The organism is Methylobacterium sp. AC690, from assembly GCF_979256535.1.
The window spans coordinates 1-14434 of the sequence record NZ_CEEDOX010000031.1 but is presented as its reverse complement, the minus strand read 5'-3'; the positions used below and the strand labels follow the sequence as shown (position 1 = coordinate 14434).

At 73.1% G+C, this 14434-nt stretch carries 12 protein-coding genes; 4 read left to right on the top strand and 8 right to left on the bottom strand.

The window, feature by feature from the left end; translation table 11 throughout:
* Positions 1-53 precede the first annotated feature (53 nt).
* Entirely contained in the window at positions 54-233 is a 180-nt protein-coding gene (locus AC0IY1_RS24135) for a DUF1328 domain-containing protein (protein ID WP_055955741.1), read from the top strand.
* Positions 234-243: 10 nt separating this feature from the next.
* Positions 244-1098, top strand: coding sequence for an SDR family oxidoreductase (locus tag AC0IY1_RS24130; protein WP_471773042.1), 855 nt, complete (start codon positions 244-246; stop codon positions 1096-1098).
* 342 nt (positions 1099-1440) lie between these two features.
* On the opposite strand, the gene AC0IY1_RS24125 is transcribed toward AC0IY1_RS24130, so the two are convergent.
* Positions 1441-3129 (bottom strand): lysine--tRNA ligase, encoded by a 1689-nt coding sequence (locus AC0IY1_RS24125; RefSeq protein WP_471773040.1) that lies wholly within the window; start codon positions 3127-3129, stop codon positions 1441-1443.
* A gap of 253 nt (positions 3130-3382) precedes the next feature.
* Here AC0IY1_RS24125 and AC0IY1_RS24120 point away from each other — a divergent pair, with 253 nt between their 5' ends.
* Positions 3383-4552 carry an MFS transporter gene (locus tag AC0IY1_RS24120; protein ID WP_471773039.1) on the top strand — a complete coding sequence of 390 codons (1170 nt, stop codon included), beginning with the start codon at positions 3383-3385 and terminating at the stop codon, positions 4550-4552.
* A 6-nt stretch (positions 4553-4558) separates the two neighbouring features.
* Here the strand turns inward: AC0IY1_RS24120 and AC0IY1_RS24115 are convergent, their stop codons facing one another.
* From AC0IY1_RS24115 to AC0IY1_RS24105, 3 genes are all read right to left on the bottom strand, one after another.
* Entirely contained in the window at positions 4559-4732 is a 174-nt protein-coding gene (locus AC0IY1_RS24115) for a hypothetical protein (RefSeq protein ID WP_471773036.1), read from the bottom strand.
* Positions 4686-5204 (bottom strand): glutathione S-transferase family protein, encoded by a 519-nt coding sequence (locus tag AC0IY1_RS24110; RefSeq protein ID WP_471773035.1) that lies wholly within the window; start codon positions 5202-5204, stop codon positions 4686-4688. Before AC0IY1_RS24110 ends, AC0IY1_RS24115 begins: the two co-directional genes overlap by 47 nt.
* A gap of 242 nt (positions 5205-5446) precedes the next feature.
* A complete protein-coding gene (locus tag AC0IY1_RS24105) occupies positions 5447-6265 on the bottom strand; it encodes a transporter substrate-binding domain-containing protein (RefSeq protein ID WP_055955750.1) in 819 nt (272 codons plus the stop codon).
* A 225-nt stretch (positions 6266-6490) separates the two neighbouring features.
* Here AC0IY1_RS24105 and AC0IY1_RS24100 point away from each other — a divergent pair, with 225 nt between their 5' ends.
* Entirely contained in the window at positions 6491-8317 is a 1827-nt protein-coding gene (locus AC0IY1_RS24100; protein ID WP_471773033.1) for a glycosyltransferase family 2 protein, read from the top strand.
* Positions 8318-8329: 12 nt separating this feature from the next.
* On the opposite strand, the gene AC0IY1_RS24095 is transcribed toward AC0IY1_RS24100, so the two are convergent.
* The 4 genes from AC0IY1_RS24095 to AC0IY1_RS24080 form a co-directional block, all read right to left on the bottom strand.
* Entirely contained in the window at positions 8330-9214 is an 885-nt protein-coding gene (locus AC0IY1_RS24095; RefSeq protein ID WP_471773032.1) for a dihydrodipicolinate synthase family protein, read from the bottom strand.
* Between the two features lie 246 nt (positions 9215-9460).
* A complete protein-coding gene (locus AC0IY1_RS24090) occupies positions 9461-10042 on the bottom strand; it encodes an SCO family protein (protein WP_471773029.1) in 582 nt (193 codons plus the stop codon).
* A gap of 93 nt (positions 10043-10135) precedes the next feature.
* Complete coding sequence (gene cysG, locus AC0IY1_RS24085) at positions 10136-11629, bottom strand: siroheme synthase CysG (RefSeq protein ID WP_471773027.1); 1494 nt, start codon at positions 11627-11629, stop codon at positions 10136-10138.
* Positions 11630-11668: 39 nt separating this feature from the next.
* On the bottom strand, positions 11669-14341 hold the full coding sequence (locus tag AC0IY1_RS24080) for a nitrate reductase (RefSeq protein ID WP_471773025.1): 2673 nt from the start codon (positions 14339-14341) through the stop codon (positions 11669-11671).
* Positions 14342-14434: the final 93 nt, after the last annotated feature.

Here is a 14434-nt window from a genome sequence, read left to right as displayed (position 1 = left end):
CGCTTGCGTCCGCAGGCGGTTATCGGTCGGTTCCGCGAGCTGGAGTGTTGCGCATGACCCTGTTGAAATGGGCCCTCATCTGTTTCGTGATCTCCCTCCTCGCGGGCGGTCTCGGCTTCACCGGGATCGCCTCGGGTGCCGGCTCCCTGGCCCGCATCCTGTTCGGCCTGTTCCTGGTGGTGGCCATCGTCATCGTGGTCGTCGCCTTCGCCATCGGGCAGGCGGTGTTCTAGGATCGCGTCCGTGACCGGCCGGATCGCCCTCGTCACCGGTGCCACCTCCGGGATCGGCACCGAGACGGCGCTCGGCCTGGCCCGGGCGGGGTTCCGCGTCGGGCTCGTGGGTCGGGATGCCGGCCGCACCGGCCGCACGGCCGAGGAGATCCGCGCCGCGGTACCGGGCGCGCAGGTCGACGGCTTCGTCGCCGACCTGTCGAGCCAGGCCGAGATCCGTCGCCTCGCCGCGGAGGTCCGGGCGCTGTATCCGCGCCTCGACGTGCTGGTGAACAACGCCGGTGCGATCTTCGACCGCTACGCCACGACGGTGGATGGGATCGAGCGGACCTGGGCGCTGGATCACCTCGCCTATCTCCAGCTCAGCCTCGCGCTCCTCGATCTCCTGAAGGCCAGTGCGCCGGCCCGCATCGTGAGCGTGGCCTCGACCGCGCATCGACGCGGCCGCATCGCCTTCGACGATATCGGCCATGCGCGGCGCTACAGCGCGATCACGGTCTATTCCCAGGCCAAGCTCGGCAACGTGCTGTTCAGTGCGGCCCTGGCGCGGCGGCTCGCGGGGACCGGCGTCACCAGCAACGCCCTCCATCCCGGCGTCATCGCCAGCGGCTTCGCGTCGGAGACGGGGGGCTGGTTCGGCCTCGGCTGGCGCCTGATCCGCCCGTTCCTGACCAAGCCCGCGGACGGTGCGGCGACGTCCCTGTACCTCGCCACCGCGCCGGAGGTCCAAGGCCGGACGGGCCTCTATTTCGACCGGTGCAAGCCGGTGGCGCCCTCGGCCCGGGGCCGGGACACGGCGCTTCAGGACCGGGTCTGGGCCCTCAGTCTGGCGCAGCTCGGCCTGACGGATCCGACCGATCGGTGACCGAGAAGAAGCCCTGATACGCAAGGGCGAGGGCGCTTGAAAACCATTTCATGCACTGGGCGCATGCCCGCTCCCCCACGGGAGCAATTGCATGGTGCGGTGCGGGATGGCATCTGATCGCCATGCACCGCGGCGATGGCGTCGCCGCGGTGTGCCCTTCTTGGGCGTTTCCTCCCTAGACTTCGGGCCGCTCCCTCACCGGGGCGGCCTTTTTTCTGTCCAGTGGATGGGCGTTCTATCCGGCCCTCGCTGCGCCGACAAGCACAATTGTGCGCAATCACACCTCGATACGCAGACATTATTCTGCGCCGCTCCCGTGCGAGCGACGCAGGAGCGTCCGTCTCAAGCGGGCGGGGCGTCCGCCAGGAAGGCCCCGGACAGGAAGGCCCCGGACAGGGCCTGGGCGATCAGGGCCCGGGTCTCGGCGACGCCGTAGAGGGCGATGAACGAGCCGAAGCGCGGGCCGCGCGCCTCGCCGAACAGCACGTTGTAGATCGTGGTGAACCAGGCCTGCGACACGCCGGGGCGACCGTCCGGGCTCTTGGCCTTGCCGGACAGGTCCGGGAAGTGTCGGCGTCCGACCTCGTAGACCGCCGCCTGCAGGCCCTCCGGATCGACGGAGCCCTCGTGCACGGCGAGGGTCTGCGCGAGATCCTCCAGGGCCGCCCGCTCGGCCTCGGTGGCCGCCCGGTAGGTCTTGGCCGGACGCACCAGATCCCGGAAGTAGGCCAGCGCGTGGCCGACGAGGCGGGCCAGGACGGGGTGGGTCTCCGGCCCCACATCCGGATCGTAGCGGCGGATGAAGCCCCACAGCACCGCCGGGTCCTCGGTGTTGGCCACGGCCGCGAGGTTGAGGAGCATGGCGAAGTTCAGCGCGCCGCCCTTGCCCACGGCCTCGGCCGCCGGCGGATGCCCGGCATGCAGGTGCCAGACCGGGTTGCCGAGCTTCTGCGCCGGCTCCTGGGTCGGGTACTTCTCGAGGAAACCGAGATAGTCGTCGACCTGCCGCGGGATCATCTCGACGAAGAGGCGCTTGGCCTCGCGCGGCTTGTTGTACATGAACAGCGCCAGGCTGTCGGCCGTGCCGTAGACGAGCCAATCGTCGATCGAGAGGCCGTTGCCCTTCGACTTCGAGATCTTCTTGCCGTCCTTGTCGAGGAAGAGCTCGTAGTTGAAGCCCTCCGGTGGTTCGCCGCCCAGCGCCCGGGCGATCTCGCCCGAGAGCTTGACGGAATCGATGAGGTCCTTGCCGGCCATCTCGTAGTCGATGCCGAGGGCCACCCACCGCATGGCCCAGTCGGGCTTCCACTGCAGCTTGGCGTGCCCGCCGGTCACCGGGGTCTCGTACCCCTCGCCGGTCTTGGGGTCGCGCCAGACCAGCGTCCCGGCCGAGACCCGGACCTCGTCGATGGCCACCTGCATGACCTCCCCCGTCACCGGGTGGATGGGCAGGAACGGCGAGTAGCTCGCGGAGCGCTCGGCCCGCAGCGACGGCAGCATGATCGCCATCACGGCCTCGTAGCGCTCCAGCACCGTGAGGAGGGCCGTGTCGAACGCGCCCGAGCGGTAGCACTCGGTGGCCGAGCGGAACTCGTAATCGAAGCCGAAGGCGTCGAGGAAGCGGCGCAATTCGGCGTTGTTGTGCGCGCCGAAGCTGTCATGGGTGCCGAACGGGTCCGGGACGCGGGTCAGCGGCTGGTTCAGGGCACCGATCAGCAGGGGCTTGTTCGGAACGTTGTCCGGCACCTTTCGCAGACCGTCCATGTCGTCCGAGAAGGCGATCAGCCGGGTCGGCACGCTGTCGTTGGTCAGGACCCGGAAGGCGTAGCGCACCATCGAGGTGCGGGCGACCTCGCCGAAGGTACCGATATGCGGCAGGCCCGAGGGCCCGTAGCCGGTCTCGAACAGGACTTCCGCTTTCGGGCGGCGGTCCAGCCGCGCCACGAGCTTGCGCGCCTCCTCGAAGGGCCAGGCCGCGGCGGTGGCGGCCGCCGCGATGAGATCGGGGTCGGAGGGAAGCGGGGACGGCATGGACAGCGTCAGTTCTGCAAGGATTGGCGGGAACGGGTGAGCGCGAAGGGCGGCACCGTAGGGAGGGCGACCCGGAGGGTCAACGCGGCCGGACCGGGCGCGGCGCGCGGACCCGCCGGGCGCGGGTGACGCGATCGCCGGATGCGTCCGGCTTCACACCTTTGCCGCGTCCGCCTGCGAAACACCCGCCCACCCCGTTGCGTGGGCCCCGTCCCGCCCCGTTGCGCGGGCCCCGTCCCGCCCGAAAGCGACCATGACCGCAAGCTCTCTCTCCGCCTCCGCGCGCCGCGATGGCCCGGCGTCCGGCACGGCCGAGCGACGCGCCACCCGGCTCCTGTTCCTCATCGTCGGCTTCGGCGTCGCGGCCTGGGCGCCCCTGGTGCCCTTCGTCAAGGCGCGGGCCGGCCTCGACGACGGCACCCTCGGCCTGCTCCTCCTCTGCCTCGGCATCGGCTCCCTCGCCACCATGCCGGTGGCCGGCGCCCTGGCCGGACACCTCGGGACCCGCCCCGTCCTGGCCGCCGCCGTGCTCGTCACCGGGGCGGCGCTGATGGCCCTGTCCCGGGCCGCGGACCTGCCCGTCCTGGCCATCGCCCTGACCGGGCTCGGCGTCGGCCTCGGCCTGCTCGATTGCCTGATGAACCTGCAGGCGGTGGCGGTGGAGCGCCGGGCGGGACGACCGATGATGTCGGGCTTCCACGGCCTCTACAGCCTCGGCTGCCTTCTCGGCGCGGCCGGCTTCAGCGCCCTCCTGAGCCTCGGCCTGATGCCGGCCGCCGCCACGCTGACCGGGGTCGCCGCCATCGCGGCCGCCTTCCTCGCGGCCCTGCCGGGCATTCTCCCGACGGTCGCGGACGGCCCCCGCGGCCCGGCCTTCGCCCTGCCGCGGGGGCCGGTGCTCCGCATCGGGCTCCTGTGCTTCGTGGTCTTCCTGACGGAGGGCTCGGCCCTCGACTGGAGCGGCGTCTTCCTGATCCAGGAGCGCGGCCTCGATCCGGCCTGGGCCGGCCTCGGCTACGCGGCCTTCTCCCTGACCATGACGGCGGGCCGCCTCACCGGCGACGCCCTCGTGCGCCGGGTCGGACGCCGCCGCATCGTCGTCCTGGGCGCACTCCTCGCCGCCGCCGGGCTCGGCCTCGTCACGGCGGTGCCGCTCTGGCCGGTGACGCTCCTCGGCTACGCCCTGGTGGGGGCGGGCTGCGCCAACATCGTGCCGGTGCTGTTCACCGCCGCCGGCCGGCAGGAGGCGGTGCCCGCCGCCCTCGCGATCCCGGCCGTGACCACCCTGGGCTATGCCGGGGTGCTCGCCGGCCCGGCCGCGATCGGGCTCCTCGCCCACGCCACCAGCCTGACCCTAGCCTTCCTGGCGGTGGCCGCCCTCCTCCTCGCCGTCGTGGCCGGCGCCGGTCGCCTGCGACTCTGAGAACGATCATCCGGTGAAAGGGTCGGCCAGGGGGGACGGCCAGGAGAAGCGGATGGTGTCGTCGCGGAGGCCGGCGAGCACGACCGCAATGCCGCCCGAGCGGATCATCCCGTCGAGGCGATGGTCGCGGTCTTCACGGCGGCGTCCGCCGGAGGTGTCGAGGTCGGCGGCGTCGACCATCCTGGCGGCGACCGCGTCGAACCCGGCGAAGGTCGCCGCCACCGCGGGGCGCGCTTACCCGGGCATGCCAGCGGGCGAGCGGGCTGCCCGCTGCCGGCCCGAGGCCGTAATGCACCGAACGGTTGACCATCGGGGCCGCCGCCGCATCGGCCCAGCCGAAGCCCGCACCGCCGAACCACGTGGCCGCGCCGAGGCGCTCCGACAGCCAGCCCTGGAGCACCGCCGTCTGCTGCGCCGCCTGGGCGCGCAGATGCACGGCGAGGTCCCCGGTGGCCCGGCGGAACCACAGCACCTCGCCGAACCCCCCGTTCACCGCCTCGGACTGGGTGTCGCAGACGTCCACGGTGAGCCGTGCGAAGGCCCGCGCCGCGGCGGGCTCGGACGGCAGCAGCGGCGGCTCCGGCCAGCGCTTCTCGATGGATTCGAGGATCACCGTGGATTCGAACAGCGTCACGTCCCCGTCGAGGAGCACCGGCACCTCGGTGCGGGGATTGGCGGCCGCGAAGGCCCCGCGTCCCGTCCCGTGCCGAAGCGCTCGGGGAGTTCCGCCGTCAACGGCACGCCCTTCTCGCGGAGCGCGATCGTGATCTTCTGAGCGTAGGACGAGAGCGGGTGCTCGTCGAGCAGCATGGCGGAAGGCTCCTCGGCGCGCGGGATGCGTCCCGCGTCAACGCGTGGGGAGGGCCGGGCCGCCATGACGGCGCACACGGACCCTCAGAACGGGCTCACCGGGAAGAACCGCAGGTACAGCTCGGCGTATTTCCCCTCGTCCCACAGGCGCTGGAGCGCGTCGTCGAGGGCCCGCGCCAGGGCCGGGTCGTCGGGGCGGGTGACGAGGCCGATGCCCTCGCCGAAGTAGCGGTTCTCGAGGTAGTCGCCGCCCGTGAAGGCGCAGCAGCCCCCGGCGTCCACGCCGCCGATCCAGAGGGCGAGGTTGAGGCCGTCGGCGAAGACGTAGTCGACCTCGCCCCGGCGCAGGGCGCCCTCGGCGGTGGCCAGGTCGGTGAAGTCCTTGGCCGTCGCCTTGGGGAAGAACGCCCTGAGGTAGGCCGCGTGGGCGGTGCCGCCGACCACGCCGACGCTCCGATCCGCCAGGGCGGTCGCCGAGGGGGCGGGCAGCCCCTTGTCGGTGCGGGCGGCGAAGCGGGCCGGCCAGCGGAAATAGGGGCGCGTGGCGAGGAAGCGGGCGCGCAGGGCCGGCGTCAGGGGAATCGCCGCGGCGACCACGTCCCCCTGCCGGTCGGCCAGGGCGTCGAGGAGCGTGTCGAAGCGCCGGGCCTGAACCGTGCAGGTCATGGCCAGGCGCTCGCAGACCGCGCGGGCGAGCTCGACCACGAAGCCCGTCGGCGTGCCGTCCGGGCCGGCGAAGTGCAGGGGCGGGAAGTCGTCGTCGGTGAGGAAGCGGACCGTTCGCGCGCTCGGCTGGGTTTCCATGCGCTCCTGGCGGGCGCGCGGGTTCCAGAAGTTGGGGATCGTCACGCCCTCGGCCCGGGCCGCCGGAGCGGAGCCGAGACCGCACACGAGCGCCGCCAGGGCACAAGCCGCCGCCCGGCCCCGGACTCGCCTTGCCTTTCGGCCGACAAACGCGGAAGTTGTAATCGTGGCGCGCGGGTTGCGCGTGGAAACGGACTGGCTCACGGCCCTCCCCTAGCACATCCGCGGGCCGCCGGGAGGTCGCGCGCGGTGTCGCTTCGCGGTTTCAGCACCCCCGACGTCCGGACCGCTCCCCCGGCGTCCGAGCCCTTGCCTCCCGAGCCCTTGCCGCATGAGCCCTTGCCACCCGAGGCCTTGCCGCCCGAGATCGCGTTCCTCGCGCGCCAGGGCTTCGCGGTAGGCCGCCTCGCGCGGGCCGCCGCCCTGGCGCGGACCTGCGGCACCGATGCCGCCGCGGCTCTGATCCACGCGGACCTGATCACCGAGGAGGCCTATTACCGCGGCCTCGCCGCCGCCCTCGGCGTCCCGTTCCTGGCCGGGGACCTGCGCCTCGGCGAGGGCACCCACTATCCCGACAGCCTCGTGGCCGGGGCCGCACCCCTGATGGTCCCGGGACCCGCCACGGTCCGCGCCCCACGCGGGGCCGCCATCGCCGCGCTGCTGCGGACGGGCACGCGCGCGGCCATCACCACGCCGCGGGCCCTGCAGGCGGCGGTGTTCGCCGCCAACCCGGAGGGCATCGCGGCCGCGGCCGCCGACACGCTCCAGCGTCACCGACCCGACTGGGCCCTGGGGGCGGACACGCAGGGGCCGCACCTCGCCATCGCGGGTCTCGTCCTCGGGGCCGCGGGCATCGCCGCCGCGTTCCTCCCCGCCCCCGTGCTGGTCGGGGCCTGGACCCTGATGCAGCTCGGCTTCCTCGTCATGGTCACGGTCCGCATCGCCGCCGTCAGCGTCGAGGCGGAGCGGCCGCCCGAGGTGGCGCTGCCGGACACCGCCCTGCCGGTCTACACGGTGCTGGTGGCGCTCCACCGCGAGGCCCCGGTCGTGCCACGCCTCGTGGCGGCCCTGTCGCGCTTCGACTACCCGCCGGCCAAGCTCGACATCAAGCTGGTGATCGAGGCCGACGACCGCGAGACCGACGCGGCCCTGGCGACGGCGGCGCTTCCGGCCCGGTTCGAGATCGTCCGGGTGCCGGCGGGCCTGCCCCGCACCAAGCCACGCGCCCTCAACGCCGCCCTGCCCCTGGCCCGCGGGGCCTGCCTCGTGGTCTACGACGCCGAGGACGTGCCCGACCCCGGCCAGCTCCGCGCGGCGGCCACCCGCTTCGCCCGCGCGTCCTCCGCCACGGCCTGCCTCCAGGGTCGCCTCGTCATCGACAACATGGATGACGGGCGCCTCACGCGGTGCTTCGCCATCGAGTACGCCGCCCTCTTCGACGTCCTGATCCCGGCCCTCGCCTCCTGGCACGTCCCGATTCCCCTCGGGGGCACCTCGACGCATTTCCGCACCCGCGTCCTGCGCGAACTCCACGGCTGGGACGCGTGGAACGTCACCGAGGATGCCGACCTCGGCATCCGCCTGGCGCGGGCGGGTTACCGCGTGGGCGACCTGCGCAGCGATACCCTGGAGGAGGCACCGCGCGCGGTCCGGCCCTGGCTGCACCAGCGCACCCGCTGGATGAAGGGATTCCTGCAGACCAGCCTCACCCACGCCCGGGCGCCGCTCCGGACCTATCGGCAACTCGGCCCCCTCGGCACCCTGTGCGCCGTCGCCCTGGTGCCTGGGACGGTGATCTCCGCCCTCGCCTACCCGTTCCTGATGGGCCGGGCGGCCTACGACTTCGCGGCCTTCGCGTGGAGCGGCTCCCCGGCGCCCGGCGGGTTCTGGGCGAATCTCCCCGCCGGCACCTCCGTCACCCTGTTCGTGGCCGGGTTGCTCGCCATGCTGCTGCCGGCGGCCCTCGGCTGCGTCCGGCGCGGCTGGTTCGACCTCCTGACTGCGGTACCGGGGATGCCGGTCTATTTCCTGCTGATCAGCCTCGCGGCCTGGTCGGGGCTGTACGAACTCGTCCGCGCGCCGAACCGCTGGAACAAGACCGAGCACGGCCTCGCCCGCACCTCCCGGACCGGCGCGCTGCGTCCGCGGTGAGGGCGATCCGGCTCAGCCGAGCTCCAGCGCCGCGAGCGTGTCGGCCACCTGCCGGCGTGCCTCCCCCGCCAGCGGCAGGATCGGCCGCGGCGGCACCGTCCGGCAGAGGCCGAGGAGATCGGCGCAGGCATAGATCACCCGCAGGCTCGAATAGGTCCGGAACAGGCCCCAGAGCGGCTCGAGCCGGGCGTTCAGGCGCTGCGCCTCGGCGGCGTCCCCCGCCTCGACCGCCCGGACGATCGCCAGGGCGGGCTGCGGGAACAGCCCGGCGAAGACACTGTACCAGGCCTTGCCGCCCGCCAGCAGGGCCGCGAGCGCGTTCCAGTCGCCGCTATAGCCGAGGGAGAACCCGGCCGGCACCACGGCGCGCAGCGCGTCGAGATGCTCCGCCGCCCCGGCGGGCTCGGGGGACGGGCTCTTGATCGCGACGATGCCCGGAACCCGGGCGAGGCGACCGACGAGGGCCGGGGTGAAACGGAAATGGGTGGTGCCGGGATTGTCGTAGAGGCAGAGCGGCAGGCCGGATTCCCGCGCCACCGTTTCGCAATGCACGAAGACCTCGTCCTCGGTGAGCGGCGTGTAGGACATCGCCGCCAGGAGCCCGGCCTCGGCCCCGGCGCCCTTGGCGTCCTGGGCCATCCGCACCGCCTCGTCGGTGCGCAGGGCACCGACCCCGACGAGGATCGGCACGCGGCCCGCCACCGCCGCGACGGCGGCCTCCACGGCCCGGCGGCGCTGGTGGCGCGCCAGGAACGCATAGGTGCCGGTACTGCCCAGCAGGCCGATCGAGCCGACCCCGGCGGCGGCCAGGGGCTGCAGGAGGGCCTGCAGGGCGCCGAGGTCCACCTGACCGTCGGCGTTCGAGGGCGTGATCGGGAAGGCCGACAGGATGGGCATGGTCGCTCCGGGGCGGACGGTTCGGGGAGGCATCGGACCCCGTCCTCGTCAGGGCCGACGGCCCGGGGCCGCGTGGCGCCCGGAGCGACCCGACCCTTACGGCATCCTGCCTAAAGCATCGTCTGTCCGACCGCATCTCCCGGCCCGGAGCATCTCCTCGCCTGGAGCATCTTTCTGCCTAGAGCATCTCCTTGCCTCGAGCATCTCCTTGCCTAGAGCATCTCCTCGCCTCGAGCATCTCCTTGCCTAGAGCATCTTGGCGAGCTCGCCCGCCGCCTCCTCGGGCGGGCGGGCGAGATTGAGCGCGTTGAGGAAGCGGTTCTGGCCGTTCATCACGTAGACCAGGGCGGTGTGCTCCATCGTGTAGTCGCCGTCCTTGGTCGGCACCTTGCGGACATAGGCGCGATAGGCCTTCACCGCCGCGTTCACCTCCTCCGGCGAGCCGGTCAGGCCGACGATGCGCGGGTCGAAGCTCGCCAGGTAGGTCTTCAGGGCCGCGGGGGTGTCGCGCTCGGGATCGACGGCGATGAACAGCGCCCGCACGTCCCGCCCCTTCGGCCCGAGGGCCTGGAGCACGTCGCCGATCTGCTGCAGCGTGGTCGGGCACACGTCCGGGCAGTGGGTGAAACCGAAGAACACGAGATGCGTCCGGCCCGCATAGTCGCGCTCGGTGACGCGCTGCCCGTCCTGGGTGGTCAGGGTGAAGGGGCCGCCGACGCTGCTCGTCCCGGCCTCCTGGGTCTTGGGCGCCAGCACCACGAAGGCGGCGACGCAGAGCCCCACGAGGCCGACCGCGAAGGCGAGGAGGGGCAGGAGCGTGCGACGCATGGGGGAGCCTTGCGGTCCAGGGATCTGGCGGCTTCAGACCATAGGCGCCGCCCCCGGGCAATCCACCAAACCGTCGCCGGGCGAGGCCGGCCCTCAGATGGCGAGCTTGTCCGGCTCGATCGCGGCGATCGCCGCCTCGGCGCCCCCGCGGCGCAGGGCGTCGCCCACCATGAGGAGCGCCGGACCGTCGAGGCCGGCGGCCTCGACCCGGGCCGCGAGATCGCGGGCCGTGCCCTCGACCAGCTGCTGGTTCGGCCGGGTGGCGTTGAAGACGAGGAGGGCCGGGGTCGTCGGCGCGAGCCCCTCGGCGATCGCCCGCTCCAGCAGGACGCCGAGGGTCTTCTTGGGCATGTAGACCACGGTGGTGACGCTCGGATCGGCCAGCGCGCCCCAGTTCAGGTCCTCGGGCAGGGCCCCGCGCCGGTCGTGGCCGGTGACGTATTGCAGCCGCCGCGCCGCGTCGCGGTGGGTGAGCGAGACACAGAGCGAGGCCGCCGCGCCCTGGGCTGCGGAGACGCCCGGCACCACGCTGACGGGAATGCCGGCCGCCTGGCAGGCATCGATCTCCTCGCCGGCCCGGCCGAACACCAGGGGGTCACCGGACTTGAGACGCACCACCTGCTTGCCGGACTTGGCGAGCTGCACCATCAGCGCGTTGATGTCGTCCTGCCGGCAGGACGGACCGTGCCCGGTCTTGCCCACCAGCATGGTCCGGGCCTCGCGGCGGGCATAGTCGAGGATCTCGGGCGCCACGAGGTCGTCGTACAGGATGACGTCGGCATTGCGCAGGGCCCGCAGGGCCTTGAGGGTGAGGAGTTCGGCGTCGCCCGGTCCGGCACCCACGAGGGTCACGGCCCCGCCCTTCGGGGCGGATTCGGTCTGTCCCAGAAGTTCGGCGAGGTCCTGGTCCGTCGGCACCCGGTCGGGCTCGGCGAAGGCGCGATCCGTGAAACGCTCCCAGAAGGCGCGACGGTCCGAGAAGCCGTGGAAGCGGCTCGTGACCTCCTCGCGCCAGTCGCGGGCCGCGCCGATCCAGGCCTTGAACCCGCGCGGCAGCATGCCCTCGATCCGCGCGCGCACGGTCTGCCCGAAGACCGGGGCGGCGCCCTCGGTCGAGATGCCCACCACCATGGGCGAGCGGTTGACGATGGCGCCGAACTTCACGTCGCAGAGATGCGGCCGGTCGACCGCGTTGACGATGGCGCCGGTCGAGCGGGCGGCGGCCACGAAGGCGACGCAGTCGTCCTCGTCCTCCATGGCGCCGATGCAGAAGGCGGCGCCCGCGAGGTCCTCGGGCTGCCACTGGCGCCGATGCAGGGCGACGGAGCCCGCGACGATCTCGGCCGGCACGGCGCGAAGCTCCTCGCTGGGCTCGGGCGCGTAGACGTCCACGTGGGCCCCGGCGGCGGCGAGCAGCTTCACCTTCCAGGGGGCGCCCCCGTTCGAGCCGGCCAGCACCGCCCGCTTGCCGTGCAGCGGTACGAAGACGGGCAGGACGGCCAGGGGCTCGAGGCCGGCCTGGGCGCCGCCACGCGGTGTTTCAGAGCCGGCGGGCCGGGTTTCGCGGGGGATGCGGGGCGTGCTCATGAGGCTCGGAGATGGGGGTCGATTTGGCCGAAAGTGAGCCTATGCGGCGTTGCGCGCAAGCGTCTCGGGCAGCAGCTTGCGGATCTCTGGGATGCACGAGCCGCAATTCGTGCCGGCCTTGCAGGCCGCGCCCACCGCCTCGACGGTGCCGGCCCCCGCGGCGATGGCTCCCGTGATGACGTCGAGGCCGACGCCGTGGCAGGCACAGACGGTGGGCCCGGCCGAGGCGGTCTCGGCCCGCCCCGTCAGGAGGGCGCGTCGCGCCGAGGCCGTGGGCTCCAGCTCCACGAACAGGGCCTTGGCCTCGTCCCAGCCCGGGCGGGCCTCGGCGGGGCCGAGGGCCAGGCAGGCGACGAGGCGGCCGGCCTCGTAGACGGCGCAGCGGTAGCGTCCGCGGGCGTGGTCGGCGTATTCGGCGAGCTCGTGGCCCTGGAACAGGCCGCGCATCATCAGCGCCACGGCGCGGGAGCTCTCCTGCGTGGCGAATTGCAGGCCCGAGCCGCCCGCGATCGTGGCGCGGGCCCACCACCAGCCCTCGGGCAATCCCTGCGCGCCGCGGGTCAGCAGGAAACCGCGGTTGCGATAGGGCACCGGCGCGATGCCGACCGGGGTCGCCTTCAGCTCGGGCTGGCCCGAGACCGGATCGGGTACGCCGCGCACCAGGGCGCCGACGCGGGCATCCGAGGCGGTGGCGGCGCTCCAATGGAAGGCGGCGAACAGGTTGCCCGGTCGGACCGCGTCGGTGACCATCGCCTCCAGGGTCGCCGTGCCGTGCGGCGTGCTGAGGCGGGCGAGATCCCCCTCCTTCAGCCCCAGCGCAGCGGCGTCGTCCGGGTGGATCTCCACGAAGGGCAGCGCACGGTGGGCCGAGAGGCGCGGGCTCTTTCCTGTCCGCGTCATCGTGTGCCAGTGGTCGCGGACCCGGCCGGTGTTGAGGACGTGGGGGAAGGCCTCGCTCACGCCCTCGGCGAGGGCGGGGGCCTGCACGGCCACGAAGCGGGCGCGCTTGTCGAAGGTGTAGAACTGCCCGTCGGCGAAGAGCCGGGCGCGTGCCTTGCCGCGCTTCGGCAGCGGCCATTGCAGGGGGGCGGTCGTCGCATAGGCCGCATCGGCCATGTCGCTGACAGCTCCGAGGTCGAAGTCGCGGGTGCCGTTGTTCTCGAAGGCCGAGAGACCGGCATGCTCGCGGAAGATCGCGGCGGTGCCCGAATAGGCGAAGGCCTCGCCGTGGCCGAGGCGCTTGGCGACGTCGCAGATGATCTGCCAGTCGGCCCGAGCCTCGCCGGGGGCCTTCAGGAAGCTGCGCTGGCGCGAGATCCGGCGCTCGGAATTCGTCACCGTGCCGTCTTTCTCGCCCCAGGCCAGGGCCGGGAGCAGCACGGTCCTGCGTCCCGTCGCCCGGGCGCTGTCGCTGTCGGCCACCGCCTCCGAGACGACGTAGAGGTCGAGGGCCTTCAGGCTCTCGCGGATGCGGTCGGCGCGGGGCATCGACACGATGGGGTTGGTGCCCATCACCCACAGGGCCTTGATCTTGCCGCGCTCGATGGCCTCGAACAGGGCGACCGCCTTCATGCCCTCGCCCGTGATGATGTTGGGGGCCGACCAGAAGCGGCGGACCCGGTCCACCTCCTCGGGAGTGAAGTGCATGTGGGCGGCCAGCATGTTGGCCAACCCGCCGACCTCGCGCCCGCCCATGGCGTTGGGCTGGCCGGTGAGGGAGAACGGCCCCGCACCGGGCAGGCCGATGCGGCCGGTGGCGAGGTGGCAGTTGATGATCGCGTTGCCCTTGTCGGTGCCCTGCGCCGACTGGTTCACCCCCTGCGAGAAGGCGGTGACGACGCGCTTCGTCCGGGCGAAGAGCTCGAAGAACCGGGCCACGTCGGCTTCCGACAGGCCCGTGGCGGCGGCGGTGGCGGGAATCGTCGGCGCGAGGGCCCGCGCCCGCTCCAGGGCGCCGTCGAAGCCGCTCGTGTGGTCGAGGACGAAGCGGTAATCGAGGGAGCCGGTGCTGGCGAGGTGCACCAGCAGGCCCGCGAACAGGGCCGTGTCGGTGCCGGCCTTCAGGCCGAGGAAGAGGTCGGCCTCCGCGCCGGTCTGGGTGCGCCGAGGGTCGATCACCACCAGCTTGGTGCCGCGTTTCGCCCGCGCGTCGATCATGCGGCGGAACAGGATCGGGTGGCACCAGGCGGTGTTCGAGCCCACCAGGACGATGAGGTCGGCCTCCTCCAGGTCCTCGTAGCAGCCCGGCACGGTGTCCGAGCCGAAGGCGCGCCGGTGGGCGGCGACCGCGCTCGACATGCACAGGCGTGAGTTGGTGTCGACGTGCGGCGTGCCGAGGAAGCCCTTCGCGAGCTTGTTGGCGACGTAGTAGTCCTCGGTCAGCAGCTGGCCCGAGAGGTAGAACGCGATCGCGTCCGGCCCGTGCTGCTCGGCGATCCGGCGCAGGGACCCCGCCACGGTGCCGAGGGCCGATTCCCAGCTCGCGCGGAGGCCGTCCACCTGCGGGTGGAGCAGGCGGTTGTCGAGGGAGAGCGTCTCGCCCAGCGCCGAGCCCTTGGAGCAGAGCCGGCCGAAATTGGCCGGGTGGGCGGTGTCGCCCGCGATGGCCGCGCCCCCCTGCCCGTCCGGCGTGGCGAGCACCCCGCAGCCGACGCCGCAATACGGGCAGGTGGTCTTGACGGGGGCGGCCGGTGCCTGGACGTGCGCGGTCATGGCGGAATCCTCGGCGAAGTGCGGGGTCGTGGGTCGGAGCAAGAGTCGGGCCCGGGGGGTGGGGCGGGACCTGGGCGCGGGGGGGGGGCGGGG